Origin of the sequence: Pseudomonas fragi, assembly GCF_025426255.1 — a bacterium.
Lineage (GTDB): Bacteria > Pseudomonadota > Gammaproteobacteria > Pseudomonadales > Pseudomonadaceae > Aquipseudomonas > Aquipseudomonas kulmbachensis.
This window is the reverse complement of the sequence record NZ_CP104861.1, coordinates 2857566-2879430: the sequence shown is the minus strand read 5'-3', so window position 1 is coordinate 2879430 and position 21865 is coordinate 2857566. Positions and strand designations below refer to the sequence as shown.

The following is a 21865-nucleotide window of genomic DNA, read 5'->3' as shown; positions in this document are numbered from 1 at the left end:
GTGGAGGATTGCCCGATGAGCCAATCATCATCTGTACGCCAGGAATACGAAGTCGTTCTGGAACCGCTGCTGACAGTGCCAGTGGAACGCGAATTACCGCTCGGCCAGCGACTCTGGCAGCAGGGCTGGTTACGTAAAAGCCTGATTCTGATCGTGCTCGCGGTACTCTGGGAGCTGGTGGCGCGCTACCAGAACAACGACCTGTTACTGCCCACTTTTTTGCAAACCGCCAGCGCCCTGTATGACGGTTTGATCAGCGGCGAACTGCTGAACAAAGTCGGCATTTCCCTGGTGGTACTGCTCAAGGGTTACCTGATCGGTATCGCACTGGCGTTCGCCTTGACCACGCTGGCGGTGTCGACCCAGTTGGGCCGTGACCTGCTGAGCACCCTGACCTCGATGTTCAACCCGCTGCCGGCCATTGCCCTGTTGCCATTGGCGCTGCTGTGGTTCGGGCTGGGGCAGAACAGCCTGATTTTCGTGCTGGTGCATTCGGTGCTCTGGGCCCTGGCCCTGAATACCTATGCGGGATTTCTCGGGGTTTCGCAAACCTTGCGCATGGCCGGGCGTAACTACGGTTTGAAGGGTATTCGCTTTGTGCTGTTGATCCTGATCCCGGCGGCGTTACCCTCAATCCTTGCAGGCCTCAAAATCGGCTGGGCATTCGCCTGGCGCACGCTCATCGCCGCCGAGCTGGTGTTCGGCGCAACCAGCGGCAAGGGCGGCCTGGGCTGGTACATCTTTCAGAACCGCAACGAGTTGTATACCGACAAAGTGTTTGCCGGGTTGGCAGTGGTGATTCTGATCGGTTTGCTGGTGGAGAACCTGGTATTCGATACACTTGAGCGGGTCACGGTGAAGCGCTGGGGCATGCAACACTGATTGCTCAACGAAACCGTATGTATTTGCATTACTGGACGTACCGCTCCTGATGGCTATCCTCACCTTTAGCTCAGAGCACCCTCGGCTCTCGCTTGGGGTTAAACCGATTCGCCGTCTGAATACCGGTTTTGAAATTTAAAGATCTTTTTTTCAAAGACGTGTGATAGGTTGATGGCTAAGTGCTACCTTGCCGTTGCGTATAGTTAAGCAATTTGGCATCACTACCTCTCTATCGGAGCGAACGCCATGCAGTTATTCAGAAAGCTGTTGAATATTCTGGGGCAGGCTGATTGCAGCCGCGAGCGTGCAGACAATCCAGTGTTTATCCCGGCCGAGTTTGAAAGTCTCAAACGCGAACTCAATATTGTTGAGCAAGCCAGCCGCCACGGTGAGCAGGGCTACCCTGCGGTAGAAGCCACTCGGTTGACTGCCATCGAAGAGAGTATCCGCACCACACTTGAGTCCGAGCGCAACAAGGTGCTGGCGTGGGCCGACTCGCGGATTGCCACGATCCAGAATCAGCTAAGTGCTCTGGATATCATCAGTACGGTGGACCGCTGCGCTCAGTTTGATCAAGAGTTTGAGCGTGCCATAGACAGTCTTCTGAATGACTACGCTGTACGGCTGCAGCGCCTGGAGTACAGCGCGCGGGAGCAGGAGGCTGAACTGTGTGCTTTCAAGGCACAAAATCACTCCGGATTGCTCAAGCAGCAAAAGCGCCGTAATGACGCGTTGGGTGTCTATCAGGATGAAATTGCAGATGTACGCAATGAGCTTATGGCACTCAAGCAAGAGTTCCTGGAAAAGCTCGAATCGGATGTATTGGCGTGCAATCAACAATTGGTCAGTTACCAGTCGGTTCTGGACGAAAAACGCACTGTAAGATCGTTGCGGGCCAGTGGTTTGAACAAGGCGGAAATGATTTTGGCGGGGCTTGTTCAATGCTATCGCGCCGAGAACCAATTGCATCGCAATGGTCGGCGAGTGCCTGCTTACTTCAATGAAAGCATTGCGCTGCAGCCCATTGAGCTATCCGAGATCGACACCGCCGATGATCAAGTTCGCCTGGCTGCACAGCAACTGGCGCTGGTGGGTTTGATTGAGCAGCTGGAGCAGATTCGTACGCGAATTCAGTCGTCGTTCTATCAAAAGTACAATCAATTGACGCCCTTATCCTGGCTGCCCGAATACCCGCCGGTAATGGACGGCCGCATTTCGGCAGAGCCGGTTTAACTTGCCTGCGGGCTGGGCGTTTACGCCCAGCCCAGGGTTAGCCCTGTCAGCAGCAGATAGCGCGCGCCCTTGGCCAGGGTGACGATCAGCACGAAACTCCACAGTGGTTCGCGCATAACTCCGGCGATGACCGTGATCGGGTCGCCGATGATTGGTACCCAACTCAGCAACAGCGACCAGCGGCCATAACGCAGGTAAAACTGCTGCGCCTTGTCGAGTTTTTGCTCGCTGACCGGGAACCAGCGTTTGTGCCGAAAACGTTCGACTGATCGGCCCAGTACCCAATTCAATACCGAGCCCAGGACATTGCCCAGAGTGGCGACTGCCAGCAATGTCAGCGCCACATACTTGCCGGACAACAGCATGCCGACCAGTACGGCTTCTGACTGCATGGGCAGTATCGACGCGGCCCCGAAGGCGGCCAGGAACAGACCCAAATAGCTGGTTAACTCAAACACTCGAAATTGCGCAGATGATGGGCGCCACCCTTGTGGGATTAATCTGGCGGTCCTTATCGCAGCCTCGCGCAATGGCTGTCAATGTAAGTGGGCCCCTTGTGGGAGCGAGCCTGCTCGCGAAGATCATGCGCGAGCAGGCTCTCTCCCACACTTGAAGTATCTAACGCGTTTACCGGGTCGCTCCTCCACGCTCCTCATAACGGGTTATTCAGGCAAAAACTTGTCGCTGACATAGGGTGAATAGTCCGCCAGTACGCTTTCGATTTTGCCTTGATCCTTGAGGAACAAGGCAGTCCGTGCGATATCCTTGGTCGTACCGCCGCCCAGCAACTGCGGCGATTTTTGCTCGGCGGCGGAAGGGAAGTGCGCGCCGTGCAGCAATTCGGGAATGTCCTGGGCATTGGCACCGGTCAGTTTGGCGATCTTCTGCACTTGTTCCGAATCTGCAGTCCAGGCGGCCTGGTGGGCATTGTAGTCGGCGATTGCGTCGAGGCTGACTTTGGCAAATTGCGCGACTATCTCAGGGTGTTTATCGGCAAAATCCTTGCGGGCGACCCAGACTTCAAAGGTCGGCGCGCCCCATTCGCTGACCTGGCCTGCGTCGGCGAGGATTTTTCCGGTCTTGCGGATTTCCCCCAACGCAGGTGACCAAGTAAACGCACCGTCGATATCACCGCGCTTCCAGGCCGCGGTGATTTGCGCGGGGCTGAGGTTGACCACCTTCACTTGTTGCGGGGTAAGGTTCCAGTGTTTCAGCGCGCCCAGCAGGCTGTAGTGCGAAGTAGACACAAAGGGCGTGGCGATGGTCTTGCCGATCAGGTCCTGCGGGCCGTTGATGCCGCTGCCATCACGCACTACCAGCGCTTCGGAACCCTTGATTTGCGCCGTGACGATAAAGGTCACCAACGGCACGTTGCGCGAGGCCGCAGCAGCCAGGGGGCTTGAGCCCAGATTGCCGATTTGCAAATCACCGGAAGCCAGTGCTGCAACCACGGACGGGCCTGAATCAAAGCGGCGCCAGTCGATTTTTTCACCAATGGCCTTTTCATAGCTGCCTTCGGCTTGGGCCAGTTTGGTGGGATCAATGCCGGTGATATAGCCGATGGTCACATCAGCCGCCTGCGCGCCGAAGCTGAGCCCTGCGATGGAAAGAGCAATCAAAACTGTGCGCATGGACATGGGTGGACCTTGTTCTGATGAGGTAGAAAGACGAGGTCCGGTGGTCCGGTCTGCTGAATCTAAGTGCTTTAAATAAAAGGCGAAAATACCGTTTTGGAACTAGCTTAGAGCGCTCGCTTGCGCCGTCTGGTTGCGCCGCCCATGACCGGGGTCAAACGCCGTGCATTTAAAAGCCGGTACAACCCCAGTGTGAGGAATCAATAACAAAACCAGCATGGCCCGTTTCGAGGGGACCACCCCAGATCGACGCCTTAAAGGAATAACGCGATGCTTTCTACCTTCCCTCGTCTGGCGTTTACCGGCCTGATGTTGCTTTGCACAGCCCATGTGCAGGCCGGTGAGCCGACAACGGCAACCAACCCCCTGATTCAACGCGGTCAGTACGTGGCCCAGCTTGGCGACTGTATTGCCTGCCACACCGCCAAGGGCGGTGCGGTGATGGCCGGTGGCCTGGAGCTGAAAACGCCGATGGGCACGATTTATTCGAGCAATATCACGCCGGACCCCGAGACCGGCATCGGTCAATACAGCTTTGAGCAATTCGACCGGGCCATGCGTGAAGGGGTCACCCCTGCGGGGCAGAACCTGTACCCGGCCATGCCGTATCCGTCTTACGCCAAGATGAGCGAAGACGATATGCGCGCCTTGTACGCCTACCTGACGCAAGGCGTTACCCCGGTCAAACAGACCAACCTTGAGGCAGACATGGGCTTTCCGTTTAACCAGCGCTGGGGGCTGGCATTGTGGAACTGGGCCTTTGTCGACACTCAGCCATTTGTTGGCGACCCGGCCAAGAGCCCCGAGCTCAACCGTGGCGCCTATCTGGTGCAGGGGCTGGGGCATTGCGGCTCATGCCACACGCCTCGCGGGATAGCCTTCCAGGAAAAGGCCATGAGTGATGCGGGCAGCAGCGGCAAGCACTACTTGGCGGGTGAGACCGTTGAAGCGTGGCGCGCCTTGAGCCTGCGCAATCTGTGGACAGTGGAGGACACCGTACAACTGCTCAAAACCGGGCAAAACCGCTTTGCCACGGTCTCGGGCAATATGGCCGACGTGATTCACCACAGCACCCAGCACTTCACCGATGCGGATCTGACCGCCATCGCCAGCTATCTGAAGTCGCTGCCACCGGGCAAGGATGATTTGCCGATGCCCGCCGTTGCAACCGGGCCGGTCAGGGCGCCAGACACCTTGTTCAGTACTCGGGGTGGTTTGGGATATACCCAGTTCTGCGCCGACTGCCATCGCCCGGATGGCGGTGGGGTCAAGGGGATTTTCCCGCCGCTAAACGGCAACCCGGGGATCGTGGCGGCTAATCCGACCACGTTGCTGCATATCACTCTGACCGGCTGGGAAACTCCGGAAACGGCCGCGCACCCAAGGGTGTACACCATGCCCGGCTTTGCGCGGTTGGCGGATGATGAAATTGCCGAGATCCTGAGTTTTGTGCGCAGCAGTTGGGGTAATGACGCCCCAGCGATCAAGTCTGCGCAAGTGGCCAAAATGCGCAAACAACTTAACCCGCAGACCATCGACGAGACAGCCTTTGTCACCCCGAGGCTGGCCAATCTGCTCAGTGCAGCCAATGCCGATCAAGTGGTGCGTGGCATGCGCTTGCACCTGCAAACCAAGGCATTGCTGCCGGACAACGTTGGCAATGCGCTCAACTGCACCAGTTGTCACTTGAACGCGGGCACCGTGGCCGATGGTTCGCCGTTTGTTGGCGTGTCGGCGTTCTTCCCCAGCTATGCGCCCCGTGCGGGCAAGGAGGTGACGCTGGAGGAGCGGATCAATGGTTGCTTCCGTCGTTCGATGGATGGCAAGCCGTTGCCGGTGACTTCGCCCGATATGCAAGCGATGGTGGCGTACTTTGACTGGATGAAAATGAATACCGTTGCTGGCGACAAGGTTGCGGGCAGGGGTGTGGGCAAGGTTGATCCGAACATCAAGCCCGATCCGGTAAACGGCAAGGCAGTGTATGTGCAGCAATGCGCGGTGTGCCACGGTGACAACGGCGATGGCTTGAAGCACGCCGATGGCAGCTTTGTGTATCCGCCGTTGTGGGGTGATGAGTCGTTCAATATAGGCGCGGGCATGGCGCGCACCTACACGGCGGCGGCGTTCGTCAAACGCAATATGCCGATTGGCTTCCATGAGAAGTTCCCGTTGGGGCAGGGCGGACTATCGGATCAGGAGGCGGTGGATGTGGCCGAGTACTTCTCGCATCAACCACGGCCTGACTTTGTCGATAAGGCCAAGGACTGGCCGAAGGGCGGCAAGCCGGTGGATGCGCGGTACTGAGCCGTGAAGTGCCAGCCAGACTGAGTTGATGCCATCGCGGGCAAGCCCGCTCCCACAAGATCGACGCAAAATCTGTGGGAGCGGGCTTGCTCGCGATTCAGTCAACCCGGTTGCAGCTTCAGACGTGCGGGGTCGTGTGTGCCTTGATCTGCGGGCTGGCGTACTGTGGTTTTAGCACGCCCTGGTTGTCGAGCAGCCAGGCGTCCATCACTTTGCGCACCACCGGGCCTGCAACCCGGCCACCGGCTTCGCCGTTTTCGATCATCACCGAGATCACAATCTGCGGGTCTTCGGCAGGGGCGAAGCCGACAAACAGGGCGTTGTCGCGATTGCGCTCGGCGGTTTTCAGGCGGTTGTAACGTTCGCCCTGCTTGATCGCCACCACCTGCGCAGTACCACTTTTACCGGCAATCCGGTATTGCACGCCCTGGGCCGCTGCCCGGGCAATGCCGCGCGGGTCGTGCATCACCAGTTGCATGGCGTGGTTGACCTGATCCCAGTCTCGCGGATCGCGCAGCACCAGATTGGGAATCGGGTGCTCATCCACCGGTGGCGTTCCGTCAACGGTTTTGGCCAGGTGCGGACGGTTCCATACCCCTTTGTTGGCAATCAGTGCCGTGGCTTGCGCCAGTTGCAGCGGGGTGACCTGCATGTAGCCCTGGCCAATCCCCAAAATCACCGTCTCGCCCGGGAACCAGGCTTGGCGGCGGGTACTGCGCTTCCACTCGCGGGACGGCATCAAACCTGACGACTCTTCGAACATGTCCAGCGACACCTTTTGCCCCAACCCGAACTCCGCCATGTAGTCGTGCATGCGGTCAATGCCCAGCTTGGATGCAAGGTCATAAAAGTAGGTGTCGTTGGAGCGCATGATGGCAGCGTTCAAGTCCACCCAGCCGTCGCCGCTGTGGTTCCAGTTGCGGTATTTGTGGTCGACGTTCGGCAGTTGGAAATAGCCGGGGTCGAACACCCTGGTCGAGGCCGAAATCACGCCGCTGTCCAGACCTGCAATCGCCACTTCGGGCTTGATTGTCGAACCCGGCGCATACAGTCCGCGCAACGCTCGGTTGAACAGTGGCTTGTCAATGGAATCACGCAGCCCGGAGTAGTCTTTTGAGCTAATACCGGTCACGAACAGGTTAGGGTCAAAGCTGGGTTTGCTGACCATGGCCAACACTTCGCCGGTTTTCGGGTCCAGGGCGATGATCGAGCCGCGACGGTCTCCGAGTGCATCTTCGGCGGCTTCCTGGAGCTTGATGTCCAGGCTCAGGACGATGTTTTTACCCGCTACCGCATCGGTGTGACGCAGCACGCGCATGACCCGGCCCTGGGCGTTGGTTTCGACTTCTTCAAAACCGACCTTGCCGTGCAATTCGTTTTCATAAAAACGTTCGATGCCGGTTTTGCCTATCGACTGCGTGCCGCGGTATTGGGTGGGATCCAGCTGTTTGGCTTCTTTCTCGTTGATCCGGCCAACATAACCGACCGAATGGGCAAAGTGATCGCCCTGCGGGTAATGGCGTACGAACTGCGCCTCGACATCAATGCCCGGCAGGCGGAACTGATTGACCGCCAGCAGGGCGATTTGCTCCTCACTCAGCTCGTACAGCAGAGTCGAGGGGTCAAACGGGTGGCGCGCCTGCTTCATGGCTTTGGCAAACACCGCGCGGTCTTCTTCAGGCAAATGCAGAATGCTCATCACCGAGTCCAGCACCTTGGCGGTATCGCCGGCCCGTTCGCGGGTGATAGTCATATTGAAACTGGGCTGGTTGTCGGCCAGCAGTACGCCGTTGCGGTCGTAGATAAAACCGCGTTCAGGCGGGATCGGCAGCACATGCACCCGATTGTTCTCGGACACCGTCGAGTTGTAATCGAACTCGGTGACTTGCAGAAAATACATACGCCCGATCAGCGCGCAGCTGATCGCCAGCACCAGCCCGGCGCACGCGATAAGTCTTTTATTGACCAGGCGTTTTTCGCTTTCGTGATCTTTAAGGGGGATCGGCTCGGGCATGGTCGGATGGTCTCGCGTCATTAAACAGATAGCAGCAGCCACAGCGAGGCTACGAAATTCGGCGCACACCTTACCAAGAAGCCTGCAGTCGAGTCAGGTTATTGGGCACCCTGAACATGAAAATCGACAGGCTGCTGTAAACTCGCTCTTTTTCCAATTGAGCCTTCCCATGCTGCCCTTGATCGACTGGCACCCCCATGCACCCTTGCAGCGTTTGCATCTTGACTGGCTGCAACAGGCCGGGGTGGAGGTGGCAGTGCTGCGCCTGGACTTGATTGATCCGCTGATCAGCGGCAACAAGTGGTTCAAGCTGACCGAGCATTTACGTGCGGCCCAGGAGGCGGGGGCTGAGGGGCTGATCAGCTTGGGCGGTGCCCACTCCAACCATTTGCATGCCCTGGCGGCAGCCGGCAAGCGTTTTGGCTTTGCCACGGTGGGGCTATTGCGCGGCCATGTGCAGCAAACCCCCACTACGCTGGACCTTGAACGCTATGGCATGCAGTTGCACTGGCTGGGCTTTGCTGGTTACCGGGCGCGCCATGAGCCCGATTTCTGGCAGCCCTGGCAAGACTTGTATCCGGGTTTGCAGCAGGTTCCGGAAGGCGGTGGTGGCTTGGAGGGTGCACTGGGCTGTGTGCCGCTGGTGGCTATGCTGCGTGAGCAACTGGTGGATGTGGGCTGGGATGATTACGACGGCTGGTGGTTGGCGGCAGGTACTGGCACAACCCTGGCCGGGCTGGTGTTGGGCGAGGGGGGGGAGCGCAGGGTTTATGGCGCGCTGGCAGTGCCGACGGATCACGGCGTGGCCCCGCAGGTGGCGGCGATCTTGCAGACGGCAGGGCACAACGAACGCAATTTCGAGCTGATCGATGCCAGCCGTGGCGGTTTTGCCAAGGTCGATCCGGCATTACTGGGGTTTATTCAGGCCAGTGAAACGGCCAGTGGTGTGCCATTGGAGCCGCTGTATACAGCCAAGGCATTAATGGCGCTTGAGCAAGCGGTGAAAGAGGGGAGTATTACACGGGGCAAACGTCTGGTATTCGTCCACACCGGCGGCTTGCAAGGCCGCCGGGGGTTTGTAGTTTAAAAAAAGGGGGGGGTGGGTTTAGCCGCGTTTAGGCAGCATGCGCAACAGGGTGTTGTCCTTGATCAAATAGTGGTGCGCCAGCCCTGCTACGGCGTGCAAGCCGATCAGCCAATAGCCGATGGTGCCGCCCAGTTCGTGCCAGCTTTTGATTTGCTTGGCGAAGTCTGGGTCTTTGGCGGTCAGCGGCAGGATGTCGAAGCCGTAGAAGTACACTGGCTTGTCGTTGTAGCTCAATACCAGATAGCCCAATACCGGCATGGCGATCATGAACACGTACAACGCCCAGTGCATCAACGTGGCAAGGGCTGTTTGCCAGGCAGGCGGGGTTGGCGTGATTTTCGGCGCTGCACCCAGCGTTCGGGCCAGCAGTCGCAGCCAGACCAGCGCAAACACCGTCAGCCCGAGCATAAAGTGCGCGTCCTTCATCAGGTTGCGGCCGTCGCTGTCTTTGGGGAAGATGCCGCGAAATTCGATTGACGCATAAATCAGTACAAACAACAGCACCATAAGCCAGTGCAGGGCGATGGACATTCGGCTGTAATGTTGGGCGGTGCTTTTCCAGGACATGGTGTTTCCTCACAGTTCAGGTCTGAAGCCTCCATTCTTGTTTGACGGAGTGCTGTTACTTTAAGCGCGTTGGGCAATTTTGCACTTGAGATGTGTCAGCTTTCGGGGGTTCCCGGCACATTTGGCCAAAAATCAGAGACTAAAAACAAGCGTTCGGCTTCTTCCCAGTCACCGTCTTCATTTTCACTCAGGCGCACCAGCAGTTGCGCTGGGGCCTGGGGGTGCAGTTCTGTCAGCCAGATGTCCAGCTGTTGTGCAGTCCATATACCTTCAGGGCCATAGTGCGCCGGGGCGAGCCAGGCATGTCGGGGCAGGGGTTGCCAGCAGCCGGCAGGGCTCTGGCGGGCAAACGCTGGCCAGTCGCGCTGATGCAGCCAGCGCCCACGCAGGTGCTGCGGGTTGGCCCCGGCAGGTGAGCTGGCCTCACCGGGCCACGGGTACAGCAAGTAACCACCGAGCCACAAGTGCGCGCTGAACGTCTGGATATCCAGGCTGGCGAGGATTTCGCGGCTTTCGGGGCGGCCCGACATGGGTAACTGATGTTGGCTGAAGTGCTTGAGTTTGCGGTCCAGCCGGTCATTGCTGCCGGGGCCGAGCCATTGCGCAGGGTCCGTGCCGTCACCGTCCTGAGGACCGAGGTAGAGCTTGATCGCCAGTTCCAGGTGATGCACGCCTTCGCGGTCACGCAGCAATAAGTCGAGTTCGCCCAGTGTATGCCCGCCCAGGCGGATCGGCAGGTTGGCGGCCACCAATTCAACGCCGGGGGCGTGCTGCACGGCAAATTGCCACAACCGTTCGTAATAGCGCCCCAGCCGCCGGGTAGTGGCCAGTTCGAGCCAGTGCTGGAGGGGCTCACTGTGCTGATCCAGTTCACGCAACCAGCGTTCCAGTTGTTCCGGAGCCTGGACCCAGTCACTGCCCGCCAACGGATGGCGTTGTGGCCAGGGTGTCTGGATCAGCATCGGCGGGGCGAGAATCACCCACGCCAGATCGCGCACCGCAGGGTGGCGCAGTTGGCGGGGCAGGTTGAGCAAGTCGGGGAAGAGGGTCATTGTCCGAGCATAGCTGTCCTGAGGGCTGAAAGGGTTTTGTCTATCGTGGTCTTTCGCCCATAATCGTTGTTTTCGCACGTATTGAATCCCGCAGGAGCCCCATGGAGCAATTTCGCAATATCGGCATCATAGGTCGTCTGGGCAGCTCGCAAGTGCTCGACACGGTTCGCCGACTGAAAAAATTCCTGCTTGAGCGGCACATGCACGTGATCCTTGAAGACACCATCGCCGAGGTGTTGCCCGGTCATGGTCTGCAAACCTCGTCGCGTAAAATGCTCGGTGAAGTGTGCGACATGGTGATAGTGGTCGGCGGCGATGGCAGTTTGCTTGGCGCCGCGCGGGCACTGGCCCGGCACAATGTCCCGGTACTGGGCATCAACCGTGGCAGCCTGGGCTTCTTGACCGACATCCGCCCCGATGAGCTGGAAGTCAAGGTGGCCGAGGTGCTCGACGGCCACTACCTGGTTGAAAACCGTTTTCTGCTGCAAGCCGAAGTCCGCCGTCACGGCGAGGCCATTGGCCAGGGCGACGCCCTGAATGACGTGGTGCTGCACCCCGGCAAGTCCACGCGCATGATCGAGTTCGAACTGCATATCGACGGTCAGTTCGTGTGCAGCCAAAAGGCCGATGGCCTGATCGTGGCAACGCCCACCGGCTCCACGGCCTACGCGATGTCAGCGGGTGGCCCGATCATGCACCCCAAGCTCGACGCAATCGTAATTGTGCCAATGTACCCGCATACCCTCAGCAGTCGCCCGATTGTGGTCGATGGCAACAGCGAGCTTAAAATCGTGGTGGCCAAGGACATGCAGATCTACCCGCAAGTCTCATGCGATGGTCAGAACCATTTCACCTGTGCACCTGGCGATACTATTAACGTCAGCAAAAAAGCGCAAAAGCTGCGCCTGATCCACCCGTTGGACCACAACTACTATGAAGTGTGTCGGACCAAGCTTGGCTGGGGTAGCCGACTGGGCGGTAGGGCTGACTGATGCTCGATCCAGCGCGCAGTTACGATCTGATCGGTGACGTGCATGGCTGTGCTCATACTCTTGAGCACCTGCTGGAGCGTCTGGGCTATCGCAAACTCGCCGGTATCTGGCGACACCCGCAACGGATAGCGGTGTTCCTGGGTGACATCATTGATCGCGGCCCGCGGATTCGCGAGTCGCTGCATATTGTTTACGACATGGTTCGCGCCGGTCAGGCCCTGTGCCTGATGGGCAACCATGAATTCAACGCGCTGGGCTGGTGCACCCCCGCACCGGTCAGCAGTGGCAAGCAATTTGTGCGTGAGCACACAGCACGGCATGCCCGTCTGATTCATGAAACCCTTGAGCAGTTCGACAAGTACCCCGTTGAATGGCGCGAATTCGTGCAGTGGTTTTACGACATGCCGCTGTTTGTCGACGCAGGGCGCTTCCGGGTGGTCCATGCCTGCTGGGATGCCGAGGTGATCAGTACCTTGCGTGCGCAATACCCCGACGGCTGTATCGACGAGGCGTTCTTGCAGGCGGCGGCAGAGCCCGATAGTTTTGCCAACCTCAGCTTCAATCGACTGTTGCGCGGCACCGACATGCGTCTGCCAGGCGGCATGACCCTGACCGGTGGCGACGGCCTGACGCGGGCGTTCTTTCGCACCAAATTCTGGGAAGACGACCCCAAGACCTACGGCGATATCGTGTTCCAGCCTGATGCTTTGCCCGAGCGGGTAGCGCAGCAGCCCCTGTCCTCCACGGAAAAAGGTGCCTTGTTACGCTACGGCAGTGATGAGCCGCTGTTGTTTGTCGGGCATTACTGGCGCAGTGGCCAACCCGCGCCGATCCGGCCAAACCTGGCGTGCCTGGATTACAGCGCGGTGTTGTACGGCAAGCTGGTGGCTTATCGTCTGGATCAGGAAACCCGGCTGGATCCGAACAAATTTGTATGGGTAGACGTAGATCGCCCTGAGGCCATTCAATGAGTGTTGTAGCTGTTTTACGTTTGCCGCTGTCTGTTGATCTCAGCGCTTTTGTTGGTCTGCTCAGGCGCATGCAGGTGCCGCATCGGGTCAGTGAAGAGGCTGGCGAGCAGGTGCTGTGGGCCCCCGAAACTATTGCTGACGATGTGCGCAGTTTGTATCAGCGCTTCCCGGCGGGTGATCCCGAGCATGAGTTGCCTATTGTTGAGCGGCCACCTGCGATGACCCGGCCCGGCTTCGCCCAGCAACTGCGCGACAGCCCGGCTACCGCAATCGTGTTGCTGTTGTGCGTGATCGTGGCGGCCGTGACGCAACTGGGTGACAACTTGTCGACCCTGAGCGCGCTGACCTTCGTCGATTTCAGTATTCAAGGGCAGTACATAACATTTGTGCCGTTGTCCGACAGCCTGGCGTCGGGGCAGTGGTGGCGACTGGTTACCCCGATGCTGATTCACTTCGGCTTTCTGCACATCGCCATGAACGGCATGTGGTACTGGGAGCTGGGACGGCGCATTGAAATGCGCCAGGGCAGTATCAACCTGATCGGCCTGAGCCTGCTGTTTAGCCTGGTGTCCAACTTCGCCCAATACCTGTTTGGCGGGCCGAGCCTGTTCGGCGGGTTGTCGGGTGTGTTGTACGGGTTGTTGGGGCATGTCTGGATTTACCAGATGATGGCGCCAAACCCAATGTACCACCTGCCTCGCGGGGTATTGGTGATGATGCTGGTGTGGCTGGCACTGTGCATGTCCGGGCTGGTGTCGATGATCGGCTTTGGCCAGATTGCCAACGCGGCCCATGTGGGCGGCTTGCTGATCGGTTGCCTGACCGGTTTACTGGGCGGTCTGTGGGCGCGGCGTAAGCTTGCTATGCACCCGTAGCAGCTGCCGAAGGCTGCGTTCGGCGACGCAGTCGTCGTAAAATCAGGCACTGCGTTATACCTGTTGAATCCGGTTTTCAGGTTTTACGATCGCTTCGCAATCGAACGCAGCCTTCGGCAGCTGCTACGAATGGATTTGCGATAAGCCTTACACCTCAAATTATTCAAGAGTGGAAACAGAACCATGTCCTCTTTCAACGAAATGATTCAAAACATCACCCCCGATATTTATCAGAGCCTGAAACTGGCCGTGGAAATCGGTAAATGGGCTGATGGCAATAAGCTGACTGCCGAACAACGCGAACTGTCGCTGCAAGCGATGATTGCCTGGGAAGTGCAAAACCTGCCTGAAGACCAGCGCACCGGTTACATGGGGCCGCAAGAGTGCAGCTCCAAATCGGCGCCAGTGCCGAACATCCTGTTCAAATCGGATGCTATCCATTGATTGAGATTGGTCGCGGTGCAATCAGCAAAATGTCGGCAAGCCTTGAAACGCCGACCGTTCAATATGCGTTTCGTTTGGGCGATACCGAGGTGCCGGTCAATCCCTTGATCGGCACCAAACTGCGTCTCGAATACCTGGGGCAGATCAACTGCTCCCACTGCGGGCGCAAAACCAAAAAAAGCTTCAGTCAGGGCTACTGCTACCCGTGCATGACCAAGCTGGCGCAATGCGATGTCTGCATCATGAGCCCGGAGCGTTGCCATTACGACGCAGGCACTTGCCGTGATCCGTCGTGGGGCGAGCAGTTCTGCATGACTGATCACGTGGTGTATCTGGCCAACTCCTCCGGGGTCAAGGTCGGTATCACTCGTGCCACGCAGTTACCCACGCGCTGGCTGGATCAGGGTGCCAGTCAGGCACTGCCGATTGTGCGGGTGGCAACCCGTCAGCAATCGGGGTTTGTTGAAGACCTGTTCCGCACGCAAGTGGCCGACCGCACCAACTGGCGTGCACTGCTCAAGGGCGACGCTGCGCCTGTGGACCTCGCCGCGGTGCGTGCACAACTGTTCGAGAGCTGCGCCGAAGGCATGCAAACCCTGCAGGAGCGTTTTGGCCTGCAAGCGGTCCAGCCGCTGCATGAGGTCGAGCCCATCGAGATTCGCTACCCGGTCGAGCAGTACCCGAGCAAGATCGTCAGCTTTAATCTGGATAAAGATCCGATCGTTGAAGGCACGCTGATGGGGATCAAGGGCCAGTACCTGATCTTTGACACCGGCGTTATCAATATCCGCAAATACACGGCCTACCAGATGGCCGTGCATCAGTAAAAGGACTCCAGCATGCGCACCGAACAACCGCAAATGATCTACCTGAAGGACTACCAGGCGCCTGAGTATCTGATCGACGAAACGCACCTGACCTTCGAGTTGTTCGAGGACCACACGCTGGTCCATGCGCAACTGGTGATGCGCCGTAATCCTGCCCGTGGCGCGGGTTTCCCGGCACTGATGCTGGACGGTCAGCAGCTTGAATTGCTGTCGGTCAAACTCGACGACGCCGAACTCACAGCGGTTGATTATCAGCTCGACGACAGCCACTTGACCCTGCACCCGACCACCGCGCAGTTTGTGGTCGATACCAGCGTCAGGATCCACCCCGAAACCAACACCGCGCTGGAAGGCCTGTACAAGTCCGGCGGGATGTTCTGCACCCAGTGCGAGGCCGAAGGCTTTCGCAAGATCACCTATTACCTCGACCGTCCGGACGTGATGAGCACCTTCACCACCACTGTGGTGGCTGAGCAGCACCGCTATCCGATTCTGCTGTCCAACGGCAACCCGATTGCCAGCGGCCCCGATGAAGACGGTCGGCACTGGGCGACCTGGGAGGACCCGTTCATGAAACCGGCCTACCTGTTTGCGCTGGTTGCCGGTGATCTGTGGTGCGTTGAAGATACCTTCACCACCATGAGCGAGCGCACTGTGGCGCTGCGTATTTATGTCGAGCCGGAAAACATCGACAAGTGCCAGCACGCTATGACCAGCCTGAAAAAATCCATGCGCTGGGACGAAGAAACCTACGGTCGTGAGTACGATCTGGATATCTTCATGATCGTGGCCGTGAACGACTTCAACATGGGCGCGATGGAGAACAAGGGCCTCAATATCTTCAACTCCAGCGCCGTGCTGGCCCGCGCCGAAACCGCTACCGACGCCGCTCACCAGCGGGTCGAGGCCATCGTCGCCCACGAGTACTTCCACAACTGGTCGGGCAACCGCGTGACCTGCCGTGACTGGTTCCAGCTGTCGCTCAAGGAAGGCTTTACGGTATTCCGTGATTCCGAGTTCTCGGCAGACATGAACTCGCGCACCGTTAAACGCATCCAGGACGTGGCCTTTTTGCGCACCCACCAGTTCGCTGAAGACGCAGGCCCGATGGCCCACGCGGTGCGCCCGGACAGCTTTATCGAAATCTCCAACTTCTACACCCTGACCGTTTATGAGAAGGGTTCGGAGGTGGTGCGCATGATCCACACCTTGCTGGGGGCCGAGGGTTTCCGCAAAGGCAGCGATCTGTACTTCGAGCGCCATGACGGCCAAGCCGTGACCTGCGACGACTTTATCAAGGCCATGGAAGACGCCAACGGCGCCGACCTGAGCCAGTTCAAGCGCTGGTACAGCCAGGCGGGTACGCCGCGTCTGGCGGTGAGTGAGCACTATGACGCACAGCAAAAAACCTACAGCCTGACCTTTGCCCAAAGCTGCCCGGCGACCCCGGACAAGGTCGAAAAACTGCCGTTTGTGATTCCGGTGGAGCTGGGCCTGCTCAACGCCCAGGGCGCTGAAATCGCGCTGCAACTGGCGGGTGAAACTGCCGCGTCCGGCACCAGCCGTGTGCTGTCGGTGACCGAAGCCGAGCAGACCTTTACCTTTATCGGCGTCAACCAAAAGCCGTTGCCTGCGCTGCTGCGCGGGTTCTCGGCCCCGGTGAAGCTGAGCTTTGCCTACAGCCGTGACCAACTGATGTTCCTGATGCAGCATGACACCGACGGCTTTAACCGTTGGGATGCCGGTCAACAGCTGTCAGTGCAGGTGCTGCAAGAGCTGATCGCTCAACATCAACGCGGCGAAGCACTGGTCATGGACCAGCGTCTGGTTGAGGCCTTGCGCAGTGTGCTGGGCAACCCTGAGCTGGATCAGGCGATGGTGGCTGAAATGCTGTCGTTGCCAGGGGAAGCCTACCTGACTGAAATCAGTGACGTGGCCGATGTCGACGCGATTCACATTGCCCGCGAGTTCGCTCGCAAGCAATTGGCCGACAGCCTGTTTGAAGGATTGTGGGCGCGTTACCAGGCCAATCGTGCCGTGTCGAAAGTCACCCCGTACCTGGCTGAAGCCGAGCACTTTGCCCGTCGCGCACTGCAAAACATCGCGCTGTCGTACCTGATGCTTACCGGCAAGTCTGACGTTCTGGCCGCGGCGCTGGAGCAGTTCGAGCACAGCGATAACATGACCGAGCGCCTGACGGCCCTGGCCGTCTTGATCAACTCGCCATTTGAGGCTGAAAAGGCCGTCGCGCTGGCCAGTTTTGCCGAGCAGTTCAAGGACAACCCGCTGGTCATGGATCAGTGGTTCAGCGTTCAAGCGGGAAGCACCCAGCCTGGTGGTTTGCAGCGCGTGCGTGAGCTGATGGAGCACCCGGCGTTCAACATCAAGAACCCGAACAAGGTGCGGGCGCTGGTCGGTGCGTTTGCCGGACAAAACCTGATCAACTTCCATGCGGCTGATGGTTCGGGCTATCGCTTCCTGGCGGATCTGGTGATCCAGCTCAATGCCTTCAACCCGCAGATTGCTTCGCGGCAACTGGCACCGTTGACCCGCTGGCGCAAATACGACAGCGCCCGTCAGGCGTTGATGAAGGCAGAGCTTGAGCGCATCCGCAGCTCGGGCGAGCTGTCCAGCGACGTGTTTGAAGTGGTGAGCAAAAGCCTGGCGTAAAACTGCGAGGGTACAAAAGGCGTCGCCCGAGTGATCGGGCGGCGCCTTTTTTGTCTCTGTCTATCCCCAATACATTCGGCAGCGGCTACAACGCTGAGTTCAACAGTTACCCAACACCACATCCAGCGCGTTTCGCGCATCGTCCAGCTGCACCAGCGTGGCATGCCGGGCGCCGAGGGCGTCGTGGTTTTCGATGGCGGTCAATATCGCCTTGTGCCGAGGCAAGGCCAGTTCATGCAGGTTGGGTCGGCGATTGGAGTGCTTCAACGCCTCACGCAAAGCCAGCGACAACATATTGCACAGATTGGCCAGCAGGTCGTTGTGAGTCGCGTCGGCAATCCGGCTGTGGAAGTCCAGATCCGGTTGCAACAGCGCTTCGGGGCTCGCTGCGTTTTCCATACGCTCGTAGGCTTCGCGGATCGAGGCCACTTCTTCATCAGTCGCGTGTTGAGCAGCGAGGGCTGCAACGGCAGGTTCGATGATGCTGCGCACGCTGGTCAGCAATGCAAAAAACTCGTTTTGCGGAGAGCTTTGCATCAGCCAGTGCAGTACGTCAGGGTCGAGCATATGCCATTCGCGGCGCGGCTTGACCACGGTGCCCACCCGGGGGCGGGAATACACCAGGCCCTTGGCAACCAATACCCGTGTGGCTTCGCGCAACACGGGGCGGCTGACGGCGTACTCTTCGCACAACAAGGCTTCGGCGGGCAGTTTGTCATCGGGTTTAAAGCGCCCGGAAACAATCTGCATGCCGAGTTCTTGAACGATGCGCGCATGCATGCTTTTGCGCTCGGAGGGCTGACGGTAATCCATTGGGCGCGATTCGATCCTGTCGATGAAAAGCGCCGATCATAGCAGGCTTGTTTACATTCTTTGATTCTGTTCTGTGAGCGACGCTGCCACAGGTTTGCCTGCCGATTCTTCGCGCCGAGCTATGCTGCATTCTTGGCGCCTCGTCGGCGCAAGAGGAGCGGATATGATTTCTGAGGGAGAAATGTGTGTTCGCCTGCTGTTGGCGGCATTTTACGGCAGCCTTATAGGCTTTCAGCGAGAGCATCATTTTTGGACAGCCGGGCTTCGCACGCACATGCTGGTCTCAACCGGTGCCTGCCTGTTCATGATTGTCTCGGCTTTTGGTTTTCAGCAGGCGCTGACCATGCCTGGCACCCAGCTCGACCCATCGCGGATCGCGGCTCAGGTTGTCACCGGTATTGGTTTTTTAGGTGCCGGATCGATTCTGGTCCGTGGTGAAGTTATCAGGGGGCTCAATACGGCAGCCAGCTTGTGGGCTGTGGCAGCCATCGGTTTGTCGGTGGGGGGCGGGCTTTATCTGTTGGGACTGGCGGCTACCTTTTTGATCCTGATGATTCTGGTAGTGATTAAACCGCTGGAACGAATCTACCGCGATTATGTACAGATTCATGTGGTCAAGTTGGTGGCGCCATCCAGTGCGTTGTCGTGGCAAACGCTTACGCAAATTTTAGGCGAGCGCTCGGACAGGATCAAACAGCTGGTTATCGAGCAGGGGCCGACCAGTGATACCGAAAGCGTCACCATCGAGTTCAGGGGGACGACCAAAGTGATGGCTGATGAGATGATCAGGAAGATTCTGCAAGTGCCGGGTGTCAGGGAGGAATACATCCCGACCTGACACTCTGTGGGAGCGAGCCTGCTCGCGAAGGTTTGAGAAGTTCGCGAGCAGGTTCGCTCCCACGCATGTTGTTTGCCGGGTCGAGTTATTTTTCGATCAGGATCTTGGGATTGGAGTTGCCCCACACTGTGTACAGGTCGGCCAACAGCGCGCCGTTGATGTCTTCAACTTCTGCCTGGCTGATTTCAGCCTTGCCCTGTTGTCCGAACAGCACAACTTCATCGCCGCTTTTTACATCCGGCGCGTCGGTAACGTCGACCATCAGTGTGTTCATCGACACTTTGCCCACCACTGGTACACGGTGGCCGTTGATCAACACGATGCCTTTGTTGGTGAAGGCCCGACGATAGCCATCGGAGTAGCCAACGGTGATGTTGGCCAGCTTCGAGTCACGGCCCAGGGTGTAAGTGCGGTCGTAGCCCACGGTGTTGCCTTTGGGGTAGCTGTTGACCGAAGCGACGTGGGATTTGAATTGCATCACGCGCTTGTAGTCGGTGTGGGACGGCACGGTGTCACCGAACAGCGCGCCGCCAGGGCGGACCATGTCCAGATGCGACTCGGGCACTTCAAGCGTGGCAAACGAGTTGGCTGCGTGCAGGGTGATTTTGCTGCGATCCAGTTGAGCCGTGTCGATCAACCACTGGGCCTGCTGGTTGAACGCCTTGAGACCGGCACGCACGTCGTCGGCGTCTTCAACCGCGAAGTGGGTCATGATCGCGCGGACTTCAAGGTTAGGTACTTTGGTGATCGCGACTGCGTCACGGCGGCCTTCGGCAGTGGTCATTTCCACGCCGTTTCGGCTCATGCCGCTGGAGTTCAGGCCCAGATGAACCACCAATGGACGGCCGTGTTTTTCGGCGATCAGGCTGGCTTTGACGGCGAAATCAAGGTTTCCGACCAACTCTTCCATGTTGTACGGCAGCGCGGCTTCCAGCTCGCTGAGGGCGGCCGTACGCACGCGGATCAACTGGCCCTTGAAGCCGCTTTCACGCACTACGCGAGCTTCTTCGTTGCTGGCGACACCCACGCACGGAACACCCGTGGCGATGATCGATGGCATCAGCAGGCCGATACCGTGACCGTAGGCGTCAGCCTTGAGTACAGCGCAGATTTTCGACTTGTCGGCGAGGGTGGCTTGCAGCACACGGATGTTGTGTTCGAACGCGGTTTTGTTGATCTCGACCCAGGCGTTGCTGTCCTGTGTGTTGACTTGGGCAACACCGTTGGCCATCGACAGAGGTGGCGCAGCGAAGGCCGGGTTTTGCAGTAGAGCCATGCCCAAAGAGAGAGCAAGAAGAGTACGGGTGAAGGGCATTTTTCGAGTTTCCATACGTTATTTTTTTAGAGGCAGGGGGTAACGCCCGCAATACTAGGATCGGCTTGCAGGAAATGTCACTCCCTCGGCCGCGGATCTGTCTGAAAGTGTCGTTGTGCCGTACAGGGCGTGGTTTGCAGGCTGTCATCGGCGGGGAAAAGCTGCCTGAAATGAACCTAAGCTAATGCTAAAACGATATTTATTACCTGTTTTTAAGATCGTTTAGCTTTAAGTCAGCGCCGGACACTTCTCGGTCCAGGGTCTTTCAGCTGCTTCACATGGGAGTGAACCATGCCGCATACACGAGACATCATTGCCTTGCCAACCCTGGACTTGTCGTTGCTCGATGGCACGGCTGCCCAGCGCCAGGGGTTCCTTGAAGATCTGCGTCACGCAGCTCGCGATGTGGGTTTTTTCTACCTGACGGGGCATGGCATCGACAGTGAGTTGTTGCAGCAGGTACAGGATCACGCCCGCCGTTTTTTTGCCTTGCCGGACCGCGACAAAACCGCGGTCGGCATGATCAATTCCCCCCATTTTCGCGGTTATAACCGCGCTGCTTCCGAGATTACCCGGGGCAAGCCGGACCTTCGCGAGCAGTTCGATCTGGGAGCCGAAAGGGAGGTATTGCCAACCGCGGATAACAGCCCGTATTGGGCGCGTTTGCAGGGGCCCAACCAATGGCCGCAAGCCTTGCCCACGCTCAAGCCACTGTTGCTGGACTGGCAGCAGGCCATGACCGCCATGTCGCTGCGTTTGTTGCGTGCCTTTGCCCAGGCGCTGGCATTGGGGCCAGAAGCTTTTGACCAGCTGTACGGCGACAAACCCAATGAACATATCAAACTGATGCGTTACCCGGGGCAGGCGTCTGACGAGAGTAATCAAGGCGTCGGCGCCCACAAGGACTCGGGCTTCCTGAGCTTTCTGTTGCAGGATCAACAGGCGGGTCTGCAAGTCGAAATTGAAGAGGGGCGCTGGATTGACGCGCTACCTCGGGCCAACACCCTGGTGGTGAACATCGGCGAATTGCTGGAACTGGCCACCAACGGCTATCTGCGTGCCACGGTGCATCGGGTGCTGTCACCTGCCAAGGGCAGCGAGCGCTTGTCGATTGCGTTTTTCCTCGGCGCGCAGTTGGACGCCGTGGTGCCACTTTATCCCTTGCCGGCTGCACTGCTGCGCGAGGCACGAGGCCCGGTCAGTGATCCGGCCAATCCATTGTTTCGCGATGTGGGCTGGAACTACCTCAAGGGCCGTCTGCGCTCGCACCCCGATGTTGCACAACGTTATTACGCCGATGCGTTGATCCCCAATGCGCTGAGCGCTTGAGCCTTCTCCAGATCAAGG

General features: G+C 58.5%; 19 protein-coding genes. 12 read left to right on the top strand and 7 right to left on the bottom strand.

The features are described 5' to 3' along the window. Positions 1 to 15: 15 nt before the first annotated feature. Entirely contained in the window at positions 16 to 882 is an 867-nt protein-coding gene (locus N7D90_RS13155) for an ABC transporter permease (RefSeq protein ID WP_261738428.1), read from the top strand. A 246-nt stretch (positions 883 to 1128) separates the two neighbouring features. Next, positions 1129 to 2115 (top strand): hypothetical protein, encoded by a 987-nt coding sequence (locus N7D90_RS13150; protein WP_261738427.1) that lies wholly within the window; start codon positions 1129 to 1131, stop codon positions 2113 to 2115. Between the two features lie 20 nt (positions 2116 to 2135). On the opposite strand, the gene N7D90_RS13145 is transcribed toward N7D90_RS13150, so the two are convergent. Both N7D90_RS13145 and tauA read right to left on the bottom strand, forming a co-directional pair. Beyond that, the gene (locus N7D90_RS13145) at positions 2136 to 2573 is read right to left on the bottom strand and encodes a YqaA family protein (RefSeq protein WP_261738426.1); all 438 of its coding nucleotides are present in this window, start codon (positions 2571 to 2573) and stop codon (positions 2136 to 2138) included. 204 nt (positions 2574 to 2777) lie between these two features. Further along, positions 2778 to 3752 carry a taurine ABC transporter substrate-binding protein gene (gene tauA, locus N7D90_RS13140; RefSeq protein ID WP_261738425.1) on the bottom strand — a complete coding sequence of 325 codons (975 nt, stop codon included), beginning with the start codon at positions 3750 to 3752 and terminating at the stop codon, positions 2778 to 2780. Between the two features lie 267 nt (positions 3753 to 4019). On the opposite strand from tauA, the gene N7D90_RS13135 reads away from it, so the two are divergent. Next, the gene (locus N7D90_RS13135; protein ID WP_261738424.1) at positions 4020 to 6053 is read left to right on the top strand and encodes a c-type cytochrome; all 2034 of its coding nucleotides are present in this window, start codon (positions 4020 to 4022) and stop codon (positions 6051 to 6053) included. Between the two features lie 118 nt (positions 6054 to 6171). Here N7D90_RS13135 and mrdA read toward each other — a convergent pair whose 3' ends face one another. Beyond that, the gene (gene mrdA, locus N7D90_RS13130; RefSeq protein ID WP_261742438.1) at positions 6172 to 8067 is read right to left on the bottom strand and encodes a penicillin-binding protein 2; all 1896 of its coding nucleotides are present in this window, start codon (positions 8065 to 8067) and stop codon (positions 6172 to 6174) included. 169 nt (positions 8068 to 8236) lie between these two features. Here mrdA and N7D90_RS13125 point away from each other — a divergent pair, with 169 nt between their 5' ends. After that, complete coding sequence (locus N7D90_RS13125; RefSeq protein WP_261738423.1) at positions 8237 to 9154, top strand: 1-aminocyclopropane-1-carboxylate deaminase/D-cysteine desulfhydrase; 918 nt, start codon at positions 8237 to 8239, stop codon at positions 9152 to 9154. A gap of 18 nt (positions 9155 to 9172) precedes the next feature. Here N7D90_RS13125 and N7D90_RS13120 read toward each other — a convergent pair whose 3' ends face one another. Together N7D90_RS13120 and N7D90_RS13115 are read right to left on the bottom strand one after the other, a co-directional pair. Continuing rightward, on the bottom strand, positions 9173 to 9721 hold the full coding sequence (locus N7D90_RS13120) for a cytochrome b (RefSeq protein WP_261738422.1): 549 nt from the start codon (positions 9719 to 9721) through the stop codon (positions 9173 to 9175). Positions 9722 to 9816: 95 nt separating this feature from the next. Beyond that, on the bottom strand, positions 9817 to 10773 hold the full coding sequence (locus tag N7D90_RS13115) for a DUF1853 family protein (protein ID WP_261738421.1): 957 nt from the start codon (positions 10771 to 10773) through the stop codon (positions 9817 to 9819). Positions 10774 to 10874: 101 nt separating this feature from the next. On the opposite strand from N7D90_RS13115, the gene N7D90_RS13110 reads away from it, so the two are divergent. From N7D90_RS13110 to pepN, 6 genes are all read left to right on the top strand, one after another. Continuing rightward, the gene (locus N7D90_RS13110) at positions 10875 to 11765 is read left to right on the top strand and encodes an NAD(+) kinase (protein ID WP_095000386.1); all 891 of its coding nucleotides are present in this window, start codon (positions 10875 to 10877) and stop codon (positions 11763 to 11765) included. Beyond that, positions 11765 to 12736 (top strand): metallophosphoesterase, encoded by a 972-nt coding sequence (locus N7D90_RS13105; RefSeq protein WP_261738420.1) that lies wholly within the window; start codon positions 11765 to 11767, stop codon positions 12734 to 12736. The genes N7D90_RS13110 and N7D90_RS13105 overlap by 1 nt, the downstream gene beginning before the upstream one ends. Then, the gene (locus tag N7D90_RS13100) at positions 12733 to 13611 is read left to right on the top strand and encodes a rhomboid family intramembrane serine protease (RefSeq protein WP_261738419.1); all 879 of its coding nucleotides are present in this window, start codon (positions 12733 to 12735) and stop codon (positions 13609 to 13611) included. Before N7D90_RS13105 ends, N7D90_RS13100 begins: the two co-directional genes overlap by 4 nt. A 183-nt stretch (positions 13612 to 13794) precedes the next feature. Then, entirely contained in the window at positions 13795 to 14055 is a 261-nt protein-coding gene (locus tag N7D90_RS13095) for a YeaC family protein (protein ID WP_261738418.1), read from the top strand. Next, positions 14052 to 14882 (top strand): DUF2797 domain-containing protein, encoded by an 831-nt coding sequence (locus tag N7D90_RS13090; RefSeq protein WP_261738417.1) that lies wholly within the window; start codon positions 14052 to 14054, stop codon positions 14880 to 14882. The genes N7D90_RS13095 and N7D90_RS13090 overlap by 4 nt, the downstream gene beginning before the upstream one ends. A 12-nt stretch (positions 14883 to 14894) precedes the next feature. Next, positions 14895 to 17552 (top strand): aminopeptidase N, encoded by a 2658-nt coding sequence (gene pepN / locus N7D90_RS13085; protein ID WP_261738416.1) that lies wholly within the window; start codon positions 14895 to 14897, stop codon positions 17550 to 17552. A gap of 99 nt (positions 17553 to 17651) precedes the next feature. Here pepN and N7D90_RS13080 read toward each other — a convergent pair whose 3' ends face one another. Further along, on the bottom strand, positions 17652 to 18365 hold the full coding sequence (locus N7D90_RS13080) for a FadR/GntR family transcriptional regulator (RefSeq protein WP_261738415.1): 714 nt from the start codon (positions 18363 to 18365) through the stop codon (positions 17652 to 17654). A gap of 73 nt (positions 18366 to 18438) precedes the next feature. Between N7D90_RS13080 and N7D90_RS13075 the strand changes: the two genes are divergently transcribed. Beyond that, complete coding sequence (locus N7D90_RS13075; RefSeq protein WP_261738414.1) at positions 18439 to 19203, top strand: MgtC/SapB family protein; 765 nt, start codon at positions 18439 to 18441, stop codon at positions 19201 to 19203. 85 nt (positions 19204 to 19288) lie between these two features. Here N7D90_RS13075 and alr read toward each other — a convergent pair whose 3' ends face one another. Beyond that, on the bottom strand, positions 19289 to 20518 hold the full coding sequence (gene alr, locus N7D90_RS13070) for an alanine racemase (RefSeq protein ID WP_261738413.1): 1230 nt from the start codon (positions 20516 to 20518) through the stop codon (positions 19289 to 19291). 291 nt (positions 20519 to 20809) lie between these two features. Here alr and N7D90_RS13065 point away from each other — a divergent pair, with 291 nt between their 5' ends. Then, complete coding sequence (locus N7D90_RS13065) at positions 20810 to 21847, top strand: isopenicillin N synthase family dioxygenase (protein WP_261738412.1); 1038 nt, start codon at positions 20810 to 20812, stop codon at positions 21845 to 21847. Positions 21848 to 21865: the final 18 nt, after the last annotated feature.